General features: G+C 70.7%; 15 protein-coding genes. 5 read left to right on the top strand and 10 right to left on the bottom strand.

Annotated features, from left to right (window positions below; translation table 11 throughout):
• Positions 1-17 precede the first annotated feature (17 nt).
• Positions 18-884 carry an acyl-CoA thioesterase gene (locus tag ACIPPM_RS19275; RefSeq protein WP_401449123.1) on the top strand — a complete coding sequence of 289 codons (867 nt, stop codon included), beginning with the start codon at positions 18-20 and terminating at the stop codon, positions 882-884.
• On the opposite strand, the gene ACIPPM_RS19270 is transcribed toward ACIPPM_RS19275, so the two are convergent.
• Positions 871-1,935: a DUF6397 family protein gene (locus tag ACIPPM_RS19270; RefSeq protein ID WP_401449121.1), complete on the bottom strand. Its 1,065-nt coding sequence runs from the start codon at positions 1,933-1,935 to the stop codon at positions 871-873. The genes ACIPPM_RS19275 and ACIPPM_RS19270 overlap by 14 nt on opposite strands.
• Positions 1,936-2,057: 122 nt before the next feature.
• Complete coding sequence (locus ACIPPM_RS19265; protein WP_161150532.1) at positions 2,058-2,471, bottom strand: roadblock/LC7 domain-containing protein; 414 nt, start codon at positions 2,469-2,471, stop codon at positions 2,058-2,060.
• Between the two features lie 92 nt (positions 2,472-2,563).
• On the opposite strand from ACIPPM_RS19265, the gene ACIPPM_RS19260 reads away from it, so the two are divergent.
• A complete protein-coding gene (locus tag ACIPPM_RS19260) occupies positions 2,564-2,992 on the top strand; it encodes a PPOX class F420-dependent oxidoreductase (RefSeq protein ID WP_388998835.1) in 429 nt (142 codons plus the stop codon).
• Between the two features lie 7 nt (positions 2,993-2,999).
• Here ACIPPM_RS19260 and ACIPPM_RS19255 read toward each other — a convergent pair whose 3' ends face one another.
• From ACIPPM_RS19255 to ACIPPM_RS19235, 5 genes are all read right to left on the bottom strand, one after another.
• Positions 3,000-3,602, bottom strand: a complete 603-nt coding sequence (locus ACIPPM_RS19255; protein WP_031180290.1) for an ATP/GTP-binding protein — start codon at positions 3,600-3,602, stop codon at positions 3,000-3,002.
• Between the two features lie 191 nt (positions 3,603-3,793).
• Positions 3,794-4,207 carry a DUF742 domain-containing protein gene (locus tag ACIPPM_RS19250; RefSeq protein WP_401449118.1) on the bottom strand — a complete coding sequence of 138 codons (414 nt, stop codon included), beginning with the start codon at positions 4,205-4,207 and terminating at the stop codon, positions 3,794-3,796.
• A gap of 18 nt (positions 4,208-4,225) precedes the next feature.
• Positions 4,226-4,663, bottom strand: a complete 438-nt coding sequence (locus tag ACIPPM_RS19245) for a roadblock/LC7 domain-containing protein (protein WP_401449116.1) — start codon at positions 4,661-4,663, stop codon at positions 4,226-4,228.
• The gene (locus ACIPPM_RS19240) at positions 4,660-7,200 is read right to left on the bottom strand and encodes a nitrate- and nitrite sensing domain-containing protein (protein WP_401449114.1); all 2,541 of its coding nucleotides are present in this window, start codon (positions 7,198-7,200) and stop codon (positions 4,660-4,662) included. The genes ACIPPM_RS19245 and ACIPPM_RS19240 overlap by 4 nt, the downstream gene beginning before the upstream one ends.
• Positions 7,201-7,249: 49 nt before the next feature.
• Positions 7,250-8,023: an MHYT domain-containing protein gene (locus ACIPPM_RS19235; protein ID WP_401449112.1), complete on the bottom strand. Its 774-nt coding sequence runs from the start codon at positions 8,021-8,023 to the stop codon at positions 7,250-7,252.
• Between the two features lie 173 nt (positions 8,024-8,196).
• Between ACIPPM_RS19235 and ACIPPM_RS19230 the strand changes: the two genes are divergently transcribed.
• Positions 8,197-8,796, top strand: a complete 600-nt coding sequence (locus ACIPPM_RS19230) for a class I SAM-dependent methyltransferase (RefSeq protein ID WP_401449109.1) — start codon at positions 8,197-8,199, stop codon at positions 8,794-8,796.
• Between the two features lie 30 nt (positions 8,797-8,826).
• On the opposite strand, the gene ACIPPM_RS19225 is transcribed toward ACIPPM_RS19230, so the two are convergent.
• Positions 8,827-9,726: an oxygenase MpaB family protein gene (locus ACIPPM_RS19225; RefSeq protein WP_401449106.1), complete on the bottom strand. Its 900-nt coding sequence runs from the start codon at positions 9,724-9,726 to the stop codon at positions 8,827-8,829.
• A 96-nt stretch (positions 9,727-9,822) separates the two neighbouring features.
• Here ACIPPM_RS19225 and ACIPPM_RS19220 point away from each other — a divergent pair, with 96 nt between their 5' ends.
• Together ACIPPM_RS19220 and ACIPPM_RS19215 are read left to right on the top strand one after the other, a co-directional pair.
• A complete protein-coding gene (locus ACIPPM_RS19220; protein ID WP_401449104.1) occupies positions 9,823-10,119 on the top strand; it encodes a hypothetical protein in 297 nt (98 codons plus the stop codon).
• A gap of 139 nt (positions 10,120-10,258) precedes the next feature.
• Positions 10,259-11,122: a hypothetical protein gene (locus tag ACIPPM_RS19215; protein WP_401449101.1), complete on the top strand. Its 864-nt coding sequence runs from the start codon at positions 10,259-10,261 to the stop codon at positions 11,120-11,122.
• Positions 11,123-11,133: 11 nt separating this feature from the next.
• Here ACIPPM_RS19215 and ACIPPM_RS19210 read toward each other — a convergent pair whose 3' ends face one another.
• Together ACIPPM_RS19210 and xylA are read right to left on the bottom strand one after the other, a co-directional pair.
• Positions 11,134-11,316: a hypothetical protein gene (locus ACIPPM_RS19210; RefSeq protein ID WP_399714630.1), complete on the bottom strand. Its 183-nt coding sequence runs from the start codon at positions 11,314-11,316 to the stop codon at positions 11,134-11,136.
• A gap of 278 nt (positions 11,317-11,594) precedes the next feature.
• Positions 11,595-12,761 (bottom strand): xylose isomerase, encoded by a 1,167-nt coding sequence (gene xylA, locus ACIPPM_RS19205; protein WP_401449098.1) that lies wholly within the window; start codon positions 12,759-12,761, stop codon positions 11,595-11,597.
• Between the last annotated feature and the right edge of the window lie 78 nt (positions 12,762-12,839).

Raw genomic sequence — 12,839 nt, 5'->3', positions numbered from 1 at the left:
ACAGGAGAAACCCACCGATGACGAATCCGGCCGAGAGCCTGGTCGATCTGCTCGACCTGGAGCAGATCGAGGTCAACATCTTCCGCGGCCGAAGCCCGCAGGAGTCCCTCCAGAGGGTCTTCGGCGGCCAGGTGGCGGGCCAGGCGCTGGTCGCCGCGGGGCGCACCACGGAAGGTGACCGCCCCGTGCACTCGCTGCACGCGTACTTCCTCCGCCCGGGCCGGCCGGGCGTGCCGATCGTGTACCAGGTGGAGCGCGTCCGTGACGGACGCTCGTTCACCACGCGGCGCGTCACGGCCGTGCAGCAGGGTCGCACGATCTTCAATCTGACCGCCTCCTTTCACAAGCCTGAGGAAGGACCGTTCGAGCACCAGCTGCCACCGGCCCGTGTGGTGCCGGACCCCGAGTCGCTGCCGCCGGTGGCCGAGGAGATCCGGAAGCACCTGGGCGCGCTGCCGGAGCAGTTGGAGCTGATGGCGCGCCGCCAGCCCTTCGACATCCGCTATGTCGACCGGCTGCGCTGGAACCCCGACGAGATCGAGGGCGCCGAGCCACGCAGTGCCGTGTGGATGCGCGCGGTGGGACCGCTCGGTGACGACCCGCTGGTCCACACCTGCGCGCTGACCTACGCCAGCGACATGACCCTGCTGGACGCGGTGCGCATTCCGATCGAGCCGCTCTGGGGTCAGCGGAACTTCGACATGGCGTCGCTGGACCACGCCATGTGGTTCCACCGTCCCTTCCGCGCCGACGAGTGGTTCCTCTACGACCAGGAGTCCCCGATCGCCATCGGCGGCCGTGGCCTGGCTCGCGGGCGCATCTACGACGTGCACGGGCAACTGCTGGTGTCGGTCGTCCAGGAGGGCCTGTTCAGGTCCCTCTAGCGTGACGTCCGGTCGGCGCGCTCCGAGGGGTTCTGCGGCACAGCCAGGTCAGCAGCCCTCGGGGTGGTCGCGGCGCGTCCGATACGGGCGCGTGTCCGTCGCGGGCGCGCGTCCGGGAGGTCGGTTCATCGGACCGGACGCGCGCCACGGCGATGTCGCTCGCCTCTGCCGCTGCGGGAGTTCGCGGCACCGGCGCTGTGGGCAGTCGCCGCACGCGCGCCCTGCGCGTCGTGTGATCGCGTGGGCCAGGTGCTGGTGACGAGACGGGCTGCGGCACGCGTGTGGCCTCCAGTTGTCGGGCCAGGTCCGCGGTCAGCCAGGCGATCTCGTCCGCGTCCCGCGCCGTCATGATCTCCTCGCCGAGCAGCGCGGAGGGAGACCCGGGGGCACCGTGGTCGGGCAGGGCGGGCCGGAGCCGGTTCAATCGAGCGCGTTCATAGGGACTCTTGACGATCCCCGCGATCTCGGCGTCCGGCAGGAAGGCGGCGATGGCCCCGGCTCGTGTCCACGGGTCCTCGGCCTGGCGCAGCAGGAATCCGAGATGGCGTCCCCGCCAATTGCGCGGTCGCAGATCGAGCCCCGACATCAGCTGGCTCCTGAGTGTCTCGGGCGTCCTGCCCTTGATCAGTTCGGCGTGGTCGTCGTTCGCCGCGAACTGCCTTAGTTCCTCGGCCAGATACAGCCACACCACGGCCCGATACCGGTTGAGGTAGAGGTGCACGGGCACCAGCAGCCCCAGCCGGGCGAGCCGGGCGAACCTGCCTTCGGAGACGCCCATGAGGGAGGCGCCCTCCTTGGTGCCCACGATCCGCACCCGCGCACGGAGCGTCTCGGGAAAACCCGCCTGCGCCTGGAGGCGGGCGATCTCCGCCCAGTCGACTCGGCGGCCACCGCCTCCCTCGTCGGGCACGGTGCGGATGCGGCCGAGTTGGACGGCCAGGTCGAACTCGTAGCGCTTGAGACCCAGTTCTCGAGCCGCGCGGCTCGGCGCGCAGCGCGCGGGGCGTTCTGGGGTCAGGGTGGTCACGGATGCGATGGTGGTTTCCGGCATGGCATGCTCCCCCGTGGAGTCCGGCTCACGCCCTGTGCGTTCGCCGTGCACACACCGTAGCCAAAGCCGCGCACTCCGCGGCAAGCCTGTGGATAACTCTCCGGGCTGCTCTGTTCCCCAGGTCAGAGCTCGGATACCGGGGTGTGTTCGGGCTGCCGGGCATTCACCCCGAGGTGTTCGCCGACCCGGTTCACGAGCAGCGTCATCTCGTAGGCGATCTGGCCGATGTCCGCCTCCGCACCGCTCAGCAGGCACAGGCAGCTGCTGGGCCCGGCTGCGGTGACGAACAGTACGGCGTCGTCGTACTCGATCATGGTCTGGCGGACGCGGCCCGCGCCGAAATGGCGTCCCGAGCCCTTGGCCAGGCTGTGCAGTCCGGAGGACACGGCTGCCAAATGCTCCGCGTCCTCACGCCTTAGTCCGGTGCTCGCCCCGGTGACCAGTCCGTCGTTCGAGAGCACCAGCGCGTGCCGCACGTGGTCCACGCGCTGGGTGAGATCGTCCAGGAGCCATCCCAGTCCCTGGTTCTGCGCCATGTTCCGTCTCCCCGTGTGGCCTCTCCCCCTGGCTGGAGGAGCTTTCCGCAAGCCTTCCCCACCTCCGGCGTCCGGGCAAGCAGGATGGGCGTATGGCACACAAGATGACCGACGAGGAATGGCGGGCGTTCGTCTCGGACGGCACCCGGACCGGCAAGCTGGCGACCGTAAGGGCCGATGGAAGCCCTCATATCGCCCCGATCTGGTTCCTGCTCGACGGTGACGAGCTGGTCTTCAACACCGGTGAGGAGACAGTGAAAGGGCGCAATCTCGCCCGTGACCCACGGGTCGCGCTCTGCGTGGACGACGACCGGCCGCCGTTCTCGTTCGTGGTGCTGAACGGCCAGGCCCGTTTGTCCGAGGATCTGGACGACATCCGCCGGTGGGCGACCCGGATCGCCGCGCGGTACATGGGCGAGGACCGCGCCGAGGAGTTCGGTGCCCGCAACGGCGTTCCGGGTGAACTGCTGGTGAGGGTGCACATCGACCACGTGGTCGCCGTGCAGGACCTCGCGGACTGAGGCGGGCTCAGCTCACCGAGTCGAGGAGCCGGGCGGTGTGCATGCGCCCGGCGTACTCGACGAGGCGGATCAGGACTTCCTTGCCGGAGTCGCGGTCACGGGCGTCGCAGAGCACCACGGGTGTCCCCTGGTCCAGGTCGAGGGCGCGCGAGACGTCATGGGCGCCGTAGGGACGTGCGCCGGGGAAGCAGTTGACGGCGACGACGAACGGAATGCGCCGGTGCTCGAAGTAGTCGACCGCCGGGAAGCAGTCCTCCAGTCGGCGGGTGTCGGCGAGGACCACGGCTCCGAGGGCTCCTTGCGAGAGTTCGTCCCAGATGAACCAGAAGCGGTCCTGTCCCGGCGTCCCGAACAGGTACAGGGCGAGGCCGGAGCGGATGGTGATGCGGCCGAAGTCCATGGCAACGGTCGTGGTGACCTTGTGGTCCACTCCGTCGGTGTCGTCGACCAGCTGGCCCGCCTCGCTGAGAAGTTCCTCGGTGCGCAGCGGCCGGATCTCGCTGACGGAGCCGACCAGGGTGGTCTTGCCGACGCCGAATCCCCCCGCCACCAGTATCTTCAGCGCCAGGGCGGAGATGTCGTCGGCGGCTTCGACGTGCTCAGAGGCCATGATCACTTCTCTCGGGAGGGCCGGCTGCGGTCGATGTGCTCGGGGCGTGAGGTCAGCATCATGACAACTTCGACACCGCCTCGGGGGTTCGGACTGAAAAGCACCAGATGTGACCGACTTCCGGCCGATCGACCACCGGAAGCATGCGGAACGGCGATCGAAGAGGCGCCGGGTCGGTCGTGAACGTTCATCTACAGGGCCCGCAACCCTTCGATGACCTCGCGCAGAATCCGCTCGTCCGGCAGTTGGGCAGGTGGTACCGGGCGGCTGACGGTGACGCGGCCCAGTTCCAGCAGGTCGCCCAGGAGGACTCGGACCACTCCTACGGGCAGGTCCGCGTCCGCCGCGAGTTCCGCGACCGACTGCGTCTCGGTGCGGCACAGCTCGATCAGGGTCCGGTGTTCCGGACCGAGCGCGCTGTCCTCGTCCGCCCCTGGTGTGGCGGGGTCGAGGGTGACGAGGGCAATGAGGTCGAAGGGGACTCCGGTGGGGCCTGGCTGGGTGCGTCCGCCGGTCATGGCGTAGGGGCGCACCAGTGGACCTGCCTCGCCGTCGTACCACTGGCTGCCCTCGTCCCGGAGGTCGCCCGGCGGGTTCTCGGTCATCCGTCGTGGCCTTCCCGGTCAGCCTGCTGCGGGCGGCCGTGAGGCGACGCGCGGTGCGGTGTAGAGGTGTTCGCCCACGCGTCTGACCAGGCGTGCCATCTCGTAGGCGACCAGGCCGATGTCGGCGGTCGCCGCCGTGAGAACGGCAAGACAGGAGCCGTCCCCCGCGGCAACCACGAAGAGGAAGGCGTCGTCCAGTTCCACCATGGTCTGACGGACGCCGCCCGCGCCGAAGTGGCGTCCCGTGCCCTTGGCCAGGCTGTTGAAACCGGAGGCCACGGCGGCGAGGTGTTCGGCGTCGTCGCGGCCGAGGCCGGTGGAGGCTCCGACCGCGAGGCCGTCGTTGGACAGCACGACGGCGTGGCGTACCTCGCCCACCCTCCTGACCAAATCGTCCAGGAGCCAGTCGAGTTCGCCGGATCGCTGGTTCACGGTCGTGTTCGGCTCCTGGATCATGCCGGTTCTCCTTCGGTGCTGTCGCTGCCCGTGACGGGCGCTGCTGCGAGGCGGCCGGGGCGGCGCCCGCCACCGCGTACCCAGCCGTCGCGGTAGGCCGCCATGCGGTCCCGCACGATTTCGGGGGTCCGCCCCTCGTCGCCGGGAGGTTCGGGTTCCGCCGCCGGTTCGGCTGGGCGCTCCTTGCGGAGCTGGGGCGCCAGACTGGCCTGGCGCACACGGCGCGGAAGGTCGTCCGAGGACTCGGAGTCGGTCGGCGGGCAGTGGGGCCTCAAGGTGCTGACTCCGGACGGCGGTGTGTCGGGGGCGGGTTCGGCGGGCGGTGGCACGGTGGCGGCGGCCGGTGGCACTGTGGCGGCCAGGGCGGGTCGCTCCGCCTGCGTGGTCACCACGGCCGGTACCGGCACGGGAGCGTCGGGCACGCGCGCGTAATCGTGTTCAGGCTCTCGGTCGACCGGGATTTCCTCCACGGGCTGCTCCGACGTGCCCTGGTGCACCAGGGCGGTGGGCAGGAGTACGACGGCGGTGGTGCCGCCGTACGGGGAGGTGCGCAGGTGCACCTTGATGCCTTGGCGGGCCGCGAGTCTGCTGACCACGAAGAGGCCCAGGCGGTCACTGTCGAAGAGGTCGAGGGCCTCTGACTGCTCGATGCGCCGGTTGGCCTCCACGAGGGTCTCGGCGCTCATGCCGAGGCCCCGGTCCTCGACCTCGAGCACGTAGCCGTTGCCGACTGGTTCACCGGACACGCGCACGCGCGTGTGGGGCGGCGAGAACTGGGCGGCGTTCTCGACCAGTTCCGCGAGCAGGTGGGTGAGGTCGGCGACGGCCGCTCCGACGACGGCCGCCTCCGGGAGCTGGCGGACCTCGACGCGCGCGTAGTCCTCGATCTCGGAGACCGCCGCGCGGACGACATTGGTCAGGGACACCGGCATGCGCCAGGCCCGGCCGGGCGCTGCCCCGGAAAGGATGATCAGACTTTCGGCGTGGCGCCGCATACGTGTGGTGAGGTGGTCGAGCCGGAACAGGTCACTCAGCTCGTTCGGGTCGTCGGAGCGGCGCTCCATGCTGTCGAGCAGGCTGAGCTGACGATGGACCAGTACCTGGCTGCGCCGGGCGAGGTTGACGAAGACGCCGGAGATGCCGCTGGCGAGTTCGGCGCGTTCCACCGCGGCGCGCAGGGCGGCCCGGTGCACGGTCGTCAGGGCCTCCGCGACCTGCCCGGTCTCATCCTCCGCGGGCGGTCCGGCGGGCGCCTCTGCGCGGATGTCGATGTCCGCGCCCGCGCGGAGTTTCCGCATGGCCGCCGGGAGTTTACGGCGGGCGATGTCCAGAGCGTCGTTGCGCAGACTCACCAGCTCGACCACGAGCGTGCGTCCGATCCGGACCGAGATGACGAGAGAGGCGACGACGGCGGCCAGGCCGAAGAGCACGGCGGCGCCGGCCGGGCTCAGCAGCCCGTGGGTGAACGGGTCGGCGCGGCCCGCGACCGCGCGGCTCGTGTCCGCCGCGATGGTGCTCATGTCCGCCTGCACGCGCGCGTGGGCGGTGGCCCAGGCCGAACCGGGCGCCGAGTCGATCGCCTTGGCGCCGGGGCCCGCGGCGAGGACGCGGTCCTCAGTGGCGGTGAGGGCGAGGTAGGCGCTGCCGTGGGCGACGCGGTTCCAGGCGGCGCGCTGGGCGGCGGGCAGATCGGCCACGGCGACCTGGGTGAGAGCGCGCCGGTTGGCGACGGCACCGTCCAGCAGCCGCAGCCGCGCGCCGCCGAGTTGGTCGCCGGGGCGCGTGCTCGCGAGGACAGTGTTCTCCTGGGCCAGTGCTTCGGCCGCTCGGGAGAATTCGAGCAGCACGCGCGCGTCGGAGCCGATATCGGCCCGCTGGATGCCGGAGAGGGCGCCATCGACGGCAAAGGCCGCGTCGATGGTCCTGGAGTACCGGCCGTACGCCGTCGCCCAGTCCGCCTGGCGGCCGAGCACGGCGGCACGCAGCGTGCGGAGCTGCTCGGCGCCGCCGACGAAGGTCTCCAGACGGCTGCCCACTCCGGCGGGGAGCTGCTGGCCGGCGGCGACGGTGCTGTCGTCGCCGAGGCGCAGCTCGGCCACCGCCCTGTCGGTGGTGGCCGCGCTGCCGCGGAGGTCGTTCCCGTGTGCCGCGTCCGGTTCGGCGGCGTACCGGACGGCGGCGGAACGTTCCACCTGGAGAGCTGCGACGGCCACCGCGACAGGGGTACGCAGTTCGGTGTCGACGCGCTGCGACTCGCGCAGTCCGGAGACGTCCTGGGCGGTGGTCACGGTGGCGTAGGCCCACAGCGCGAGGAGGGAGACCACCGGCACCATGAGGAGGCAGACCACCTTGGCGCGCACGGTCCGGGGGCGCATGTGCCAACGGCCCGCACGCGTGGGCGCGTAGTCCGGCGACATGTCGAGGTACGGGTCCGGTCCCTCGTCGGCCGGTGGCCCGGCATGCGCGCGTCGGCCGCGTAGCGGGGTCGGGGACTGCGCCGGTGGTCCGGCCTGGGGAGTGCTACGGGGTGGGCGCATGGCCTCCTCGCTCGGGCAGTGGGTCAGGGCTCTGGGGGCCGGGATTCCGTCAGCGGGCGGCGCCCTCGACGGGCCGTTGGGCCGTGGCGGACGCCTGGCGCTCGTCCGCCGTGGGCGAGAGGGCGACGAAGGCCGAGGTGATGAAGAGGTAGGAGCCGAGGCCCACGGCGAGCGGGAAGATGAACTGCATGGCCGTGGCTCCCGGCAGGGTCGCGCCCGAGGGGCTGACATGGACGCCCACCGCGAACATGCCGCTGTAGTGCATGCTGCTGACGGCCGCCCCCATGACGAGGGAGGCGAGCGTGACCGCGAGCGGGGACTTGATGTTGAGGGCCGCCCAGAGCGCGGCCGTGGCGGCGACGACCGCGATGACGATCGACAGCGCGACGAGGACGGGATCGTAGGTCACGTCGCCGTGCAGCCGGACCGCGGCCATGCCCAGGTAGTGCATGCTGGCGACGCCGAGGCCGGTGGTGAGGCCGCCGATCAGGAGGGCGCGGTTGCGGTCCTTGCCGTAACCGACGGCGAAGACGCCCGCGCACACGACGACCATGGCGACGACGAGGCTCAGGATGGTCAGCGGCACGTCGTAGCGGATGTCGGTGCCGCTGACGCGGAAACCGAGCATGGCCACGAAGTGCATGGTCCAGATGCCGGTCCCGATCGCCGAAGCGGCGGTGATCAGCCAGTTGCGCCGGGCCCGGCCGGTCGTGGCCAGCGCGCGTACCGTGCAGCGCAGGCCGAGTGCGGCCCCGATGCAGGCCATCGCATACGAGAGCGTCGGGGTCAGCCAGCCGAAGGCCGCGTGGTCAAGGTGTCCCATGGCCTCCGGACGCTAGCCGTGGCAGGGGCGTACAGAGGGGGCGCGTTTCGAAAGCTGGCACAACATGACGCGGAGGGTGTCCGAACATGACGTGGAGTTGCGGTGAAAAGATCGCATCGCGCTCGATCCATGCGCGTGCGGCGTCAGCGGTCGTGGTGAGAGATCATCGGAGTATGAGTGACGACCACACCCACGTCCAGGAGTTCTTCACCGCGCGGGCGGCCGACTGGGACAGCAAGTTTCCCGACGACGGCCCCGCCTATGCGGCCGCCGTGTCCGACATGGGGTTGAGCGTGGGCGGCCGGGTACTCGACGCGGGGTGCGGCACGGGCCGCGCGCTCCCGTCACTGCGCGCGGCTGTGGGACCGTCCGGGACGGTGATCGGGGCCGATCTCACCCTGGCCATGCTCGAGGCCGCCGCTCGGGCCGGGCGGAACGAGGAAGGGGCGCTGCTGCTCGCGGACGTCACCACGCTGCCCCTGCGGTCGGAGACCCTGGACGCCGTCTTCGCGGCGGGTCTCATCGCGCACCTCCCCGAGCCGCGCGAGAACCTGCGCGAACTGGCCCGGGTAGTGCGGCCCGGTGGCACGCTCGCCCTGTTCCACCCCATCGGCCGGGCCGCCCTGGCCGCTCGCCAGGGCAGGCAGCTCACGCCCGGCGACCTGCGGGCGGAAGCCAACCTCGGCCCTCTCCTGGCGCGTTCCGGCTGGCGCATGACCTCGTACGTCGATGAGCCCGACTACTTCCTCGCGCTGGCGGTCCGCGAGTCCTGAGACCGGCTTGCCGGAATCCGGGCCCTAGTCTCACTCCACCGTGTCGGCCGCCTTCGCCTGCTTCACCGGGCAACCGCCCATTCCCGGCACAGGGCGCGTGCCCAGGTCAGCGGGGCGGTAGCCGTTCGGGTAGCTCTTGATCTCCCGGTTCTGCCGCGCGAAATGGGGCGCTCGGCGCGGAGGCAGCAGCCTGACCAGCCGCCCGCGTGTCCGTACGACGCGACGCGCCAGCGAGGTGATCGTCGCGCTCGGTGCTTCGTAGCGGAAGGCACGCAGCAACGGCTCGTCGAGCAGGGCGAGCGTCGCCGAACGCAACAGTGGTGCCAGCGGCCGCGGATACCAGGACGCCATGAGGTCGAGCGTCGCGTCGGACACCTGCCGGGCCCGCTCGTCCCAGGCGAAGTGCTCTTTCTCGTACGAGTCGAGGAGGGCCTCGAATTCCTCGAACGTCTCCGGGATGTCGGGGATGCCCATGTGCCGCCCGAGGGTGCGGTAGTACTCCGTGGTGGCGACGATCTCGTGCCGGGACAGGCGCCGCCAGGCGTAGGTGTCGATCCAGCGTCTGGGCATCACGACGAAGGTCGACAGCACGTAGCGCATGTCGTCGTCGCTGATGTCGTAGCCGCGGTGCATCTGGTTGATGCGCCGGATCGCGCTACGGCCCTCGTGGGCGGCGAAGCCGTGTTCCATGACGGTGTCGAGCAGCAGGGCCGTGTCGTCGTACCGCCGCTGCGAGCGTTCGGTCAGCTCCGCCGTCTCGGCGAGCAGCCGGCCGATGCCGGGGACGGCGTAGGTGCGGTAGAGAGCCAGTTCCAGCGCTCGCGTGTAGTCCCAGGGGAATTCGAACGCGGCGCTGAGACGGTAGATCTCCACGGCGTCGGCGACCGGGTCCAGCCGCCGGATCCGGTCGAGCCGCTCGAAGCGTTTCACCGTGAGGTCCCCCTTATGCCGCCGGAGTTTCAACTCTACTTTGAGCAACGGGACATGTGCGAGGAGTGAGACCCCGGCCGGGGGAAGGTGGTTCGCGTGTTCGACCTACTGCGCAAGTACGCCGTCAGACTGGGCACTTCCCCGCGCGGGCAAGCCGTCGCCGAGCGGAAGAGGCGTGGGCACAATCTCTTCGAGGCCGCGGCGGCCTACGTGGTGGCCCGTGCGCAGGACGACCAGGACGGAGTGGACGAGGCGTCATCGTGGGTGTCGCCGGAGGCGCTCTCCTTCGGTGTCGGTGAACTGGCGAGCCGAGCGGTCCTCACCCTCGCCCGAGAGCGTTCCATGACCCCGAGGGCGGTGGCCCGCGACCTGCTGGGCCTGCCCGCGGACTGAGGAAGGCCCGGCCGGACAGGGGTGTTTCGCCCCTGTCCGGCAGGAAAACCGCAGCTCCCACCGGTGCGCGGACTCGTGACAAGCCTCTCCCCCGCGCACTAGGGTGCGCGCCGACGGACGAACCACTGGGGAGGCTGAGATGGCCGGGTCGGACGATGCACCCGTGGCTGCCGCGGACGAAGCGCTGTACGTGTTGACGGCGGTGCTGCTGACGCCCGCGCAGTTCCCGAGCGTGCTGGGTGACGACTACCCCGCGGCCTGCTCGGCACTGGGTCTCACACCGCTCGACGAGGGGTACGGGCTGGTGCTCGGGCAGGACGGTGCCGGAGCGCGGTGGACGGCGGTCATCGACGACGTCTCCCTGGTCGCGGTGGCGATCGCCTCCTGGGACTGCGGCATGGAGTACGACCTGTCGCCCGACGAGCGCACGCTCGTGGCGGCCCTCCCCGGCTGGCCGCTGGCACTGGCCGTCGCCGCACCCGACGTACCGGCCCCGCACGATCCGGTCACCGATGCCGAGGACCCACCTCCGCTCAGCCCGCCAGACACCAGCATCTGGGGGGCGGCCCAGCGGCGCCTCGGTGCCGACGAGATAGCCCTCCAATGGGCGGAGTGGCGCGGTCGGCTCGATGACGCCGACGTCCTGCCGAAGGAGCGCCCTTCAAGTACCGAAGCACCCGCACCGGAGACCGAGGCCGACACCGGCGCCGAACCCGGAGCTGCGGCCAAGCCCCGGCATCCGGGCGTACGCGAGGCGCTGGCGCAGGCGCGCGCCTACATCGACGCGCCGCCGCCCCTCGGACGTGTCCGTTCGTCGTTCGCCCCTGGTGACGCGCGGACGCTGCGTGCCGACGGTCCCGGCTGGTCGATCGTGGCCCGCACCGACGACATCGCGTTCGTCCTGCTCGACGCGGAGCCCGGCGAGGTCATCCCCGTGGGACGCGGTCCTGAACTCCCCGGCCTGCTGGAAGGGCTGGACAAGATCGCCGTACGTCCGATCTGACCCCGCTCGGCTCAGCGGCCGATCTCCTTGCGCGTGACCCGGCGCAGCCTGCGCCGCTGCGAGGGGTCCAGCGCCAGGTACGCGGCGGCGGGAACCCCCACCACGATCAGGAACGCCACCCACCAGGGCAGCCATATCAACAAGATCAGCCCGACCGCCACGCCACCTACGGCGATCTTCGCGTTTCTCGACATGCGCTCCGCCTCCTTCGTCACGTCCCACTGCCGCTCTCTGCATGGAAAACGGTCCCGGGCACCCCACGGTTCCGGCCGCCGCCCCTGAGACATCCCCGAAACCGGACCCTGAGGAACCCTGAGACGCCGTTCGGAGGCTGCAAACGATCTCCGTGGCCCTGAGGGTGATCACCCGCTCCAGCGACGAGCGACGAGTCCATCCAGCACTCACCGATGCCGATGGGAAGACGCGGGGCGCGCGTGCCCGGCCACAGTGGACCGTCCACGCGCGCGCCCTGTCAGCCGCGTGCGCCGAGCAGGTGATCCATCGCGAGCTGGTCGAGCTGCTCGAAGGCCATGCCACGTGCGGCGGCGGAGTCGACGTCGAAGTCCTCGAAGGCCGAACGGTCGGCGAGCAGGTCGTCGAGGCCGTCCGCGGCCGTGGGCAGCGCCAGCTCGTCCAGCCGCGAAGCGCGCAGTGCTTCCTGCACCTCCGGGTCGGCGCGGAAGGCGGTCGCGCGGTCCTTCAGGATGAGGTAGTTGCGCATGCATCCGGCGGCCGAAGCCCAGACGCCGTCGAGGTCCTCGGTCCGCGGCGGCTTGAAGTCGAAGTGCCGGGGCCCCTCGTACCCGGCGGTCTCCAGGAGGTCGACGAGCCAGAAGGCGGCCCGAAGGTCACCGGCACCGAAGCGCAGGTCCTGGTCGTACTTGATGCCCGACTGGCCGTTGAGGTCGATGTGGAAGAGCTTGCCCGCCCAGAGAGCCTGCGCGATGCCGTGGGGGAAGTTGAGCCCGGCCATCTGCTCGTGCCCGACCTCGGGGTTGACGCCGTACAGCTCGGGGCGCTCCAGGCGCTCGATGAAGGCGAGGGCATGGCCGACGGTGGGGAGCAGGATGTCACCGCGCGGCTCGTTGGGCTTGGGCTCGATGGCGAAGCGGATGTCGTAGCCCTGGGCGGTGACGTACTCACCGAGGAGGTCGAACGCCTCCTTCATACGGTCCAGGGCCGCCCGGACGTCCTTGGCGCCACCTGACTCGGCACCCTCACGGCCGCCCCAGGCGACATAGGTCTCCGCGCCCAGTTCGACGGCGAGGTCGATGTTGCGGATCGTCTTGCGGAGCGCGTAGCGGCGCACGTCGCGGTCGTTGGCGGTGAACGCGCCGTCCTTGAAGACGGGGTGGGTGAAGAGGTTGGTCGTCGCCATCGGTACGGCCATGCCGGTCGCGTCCAGGGCCTGGCGGAAGCGCTTGATGTGCGACTCGCGCTCGGTCTCGGAGGCGCCGAAGGGGATCAGGTCGTCGTCGTGGAAGGTCACCCCGTGCGCGCCGAGCTCGGCCAGCCGCTGCACGGACTCGACCGGGTCGAGGGCACGGCGGGTGGCGTCGCCGAACGGGTCCCTCCCCTGCCAACCGACGGTCCACAGGCCGAAGGTGAACTTGTCCTCGGGGGTGGGCTGGTAGTTCATACCGCGGCTCCTCGGTGCGTACGACTATTTCGTCATGGCCGTTTACAAATTAGTATGCGGAGGCGCCTCTGGGAAGAG

This window comes from Streptomyces sp. NPDC090119 (genome assembly GCF_044747085.1).
GTDB lineage: Bacteria > Actinomycetota > Actinomycetes > Streptomycetales > Streptomycetaceae > Streptomyces.
The sequence above is the reverse complement of the archived record's forward strand: the minus strand, read 5'-3'. Positions and strand labels throughout refer to the sequence as shown.

Coding starts and splice junctions, on each gene's coding strand:
- ACIPPM_RS19275 (WP_401449123.1), top strand. CDS start 18: ATGACGAATCCGGCCGAGAGCCTGGTCGATCTGCTCGACCTGGAGCAG.
- ACIPPM_RS19270 (WP_401449121.1), bottom strand. CDS start 1,935: ATGCCGGAAACCACCATCGCATCCGTGACCACCCTGACCCCAGAACGC.
- ACIPPM_RS19265 (WP_161150532.1), bottom strand. CDS start 2,471: ATGGCGCAGAACCAGGGACTGGGATGGCTCCTGGACGATCTCACCCAG.
- ACIPPM_RS19260 (WP_388998835.1), top strand. CDS start 2,564: ATGGCACACAAGATGACCGACGAGGAATGGCGGGCGTTCGTCTCGGAC.
- ACIPPM_RS19255 (WP_031180290.1), bottom strand. CDS start 3,602: ATGGCCTCTGAGCACGTCGAAGCCGCCGACGACATCTCCGCCCTGGCG.
- ACIPPM_RS19250 (WP_401449118.1), bottom strand. CDS start 4,207: ATGACCGAGAACCCGCCGGGCGACCTCCGGGACGAGGGCAGCCAGTGG.
- ACIPPM_RS19245 (WP_401449116.1), bottom strand. CDS start 4,663: ATGATCCAGGAGCCGAACACGACCGTGAACCAGCGATCCGGCGAACTC.
- ACIPPM_RS19240 (WP_401449114.1), bottom strand. CDS start 7,200: ATGCGCCCACCCCGTAGCACTCCCCAGGCCGGACCACCGGCGCAGTCC.
- ACIPPM_RS19235 (WP_401449112.1), bottom strand. CDS start 8,023: ATGGGACACCTTGACCACGCGGCCTTCGGCTGGCTGACCCCGACGCTC.
- ACIPPM_RS19230 (WP_401449109.1), top strand. CDS start 8,197: ATGAGTGACGACCACACCCACGTCCAGGAGTTCTTCACCGCGCGGGCG.
- ACIPPM_RS19215 (WP_401449101.1), top strand. CDS start 10,259: ATGGCCGGGTCGGACGATGCACCCGTGGCTGCCGCGGACGAAGCGCTG.
- ACIPPM_RS19210 (WP_399714630.1), bottom strand. CDS start 11,316: ATGTCGAGAAACGCGAAGATCGCCGTAGGTGGCGTGGCGGTCGGGCTG.
- xylA (WP_401449098.1), bottom strand. CDS start 12,761: ATGAACTACCAGCCCACCCCCGAGGACAAGTTCACCTTCGGCCTGTGG.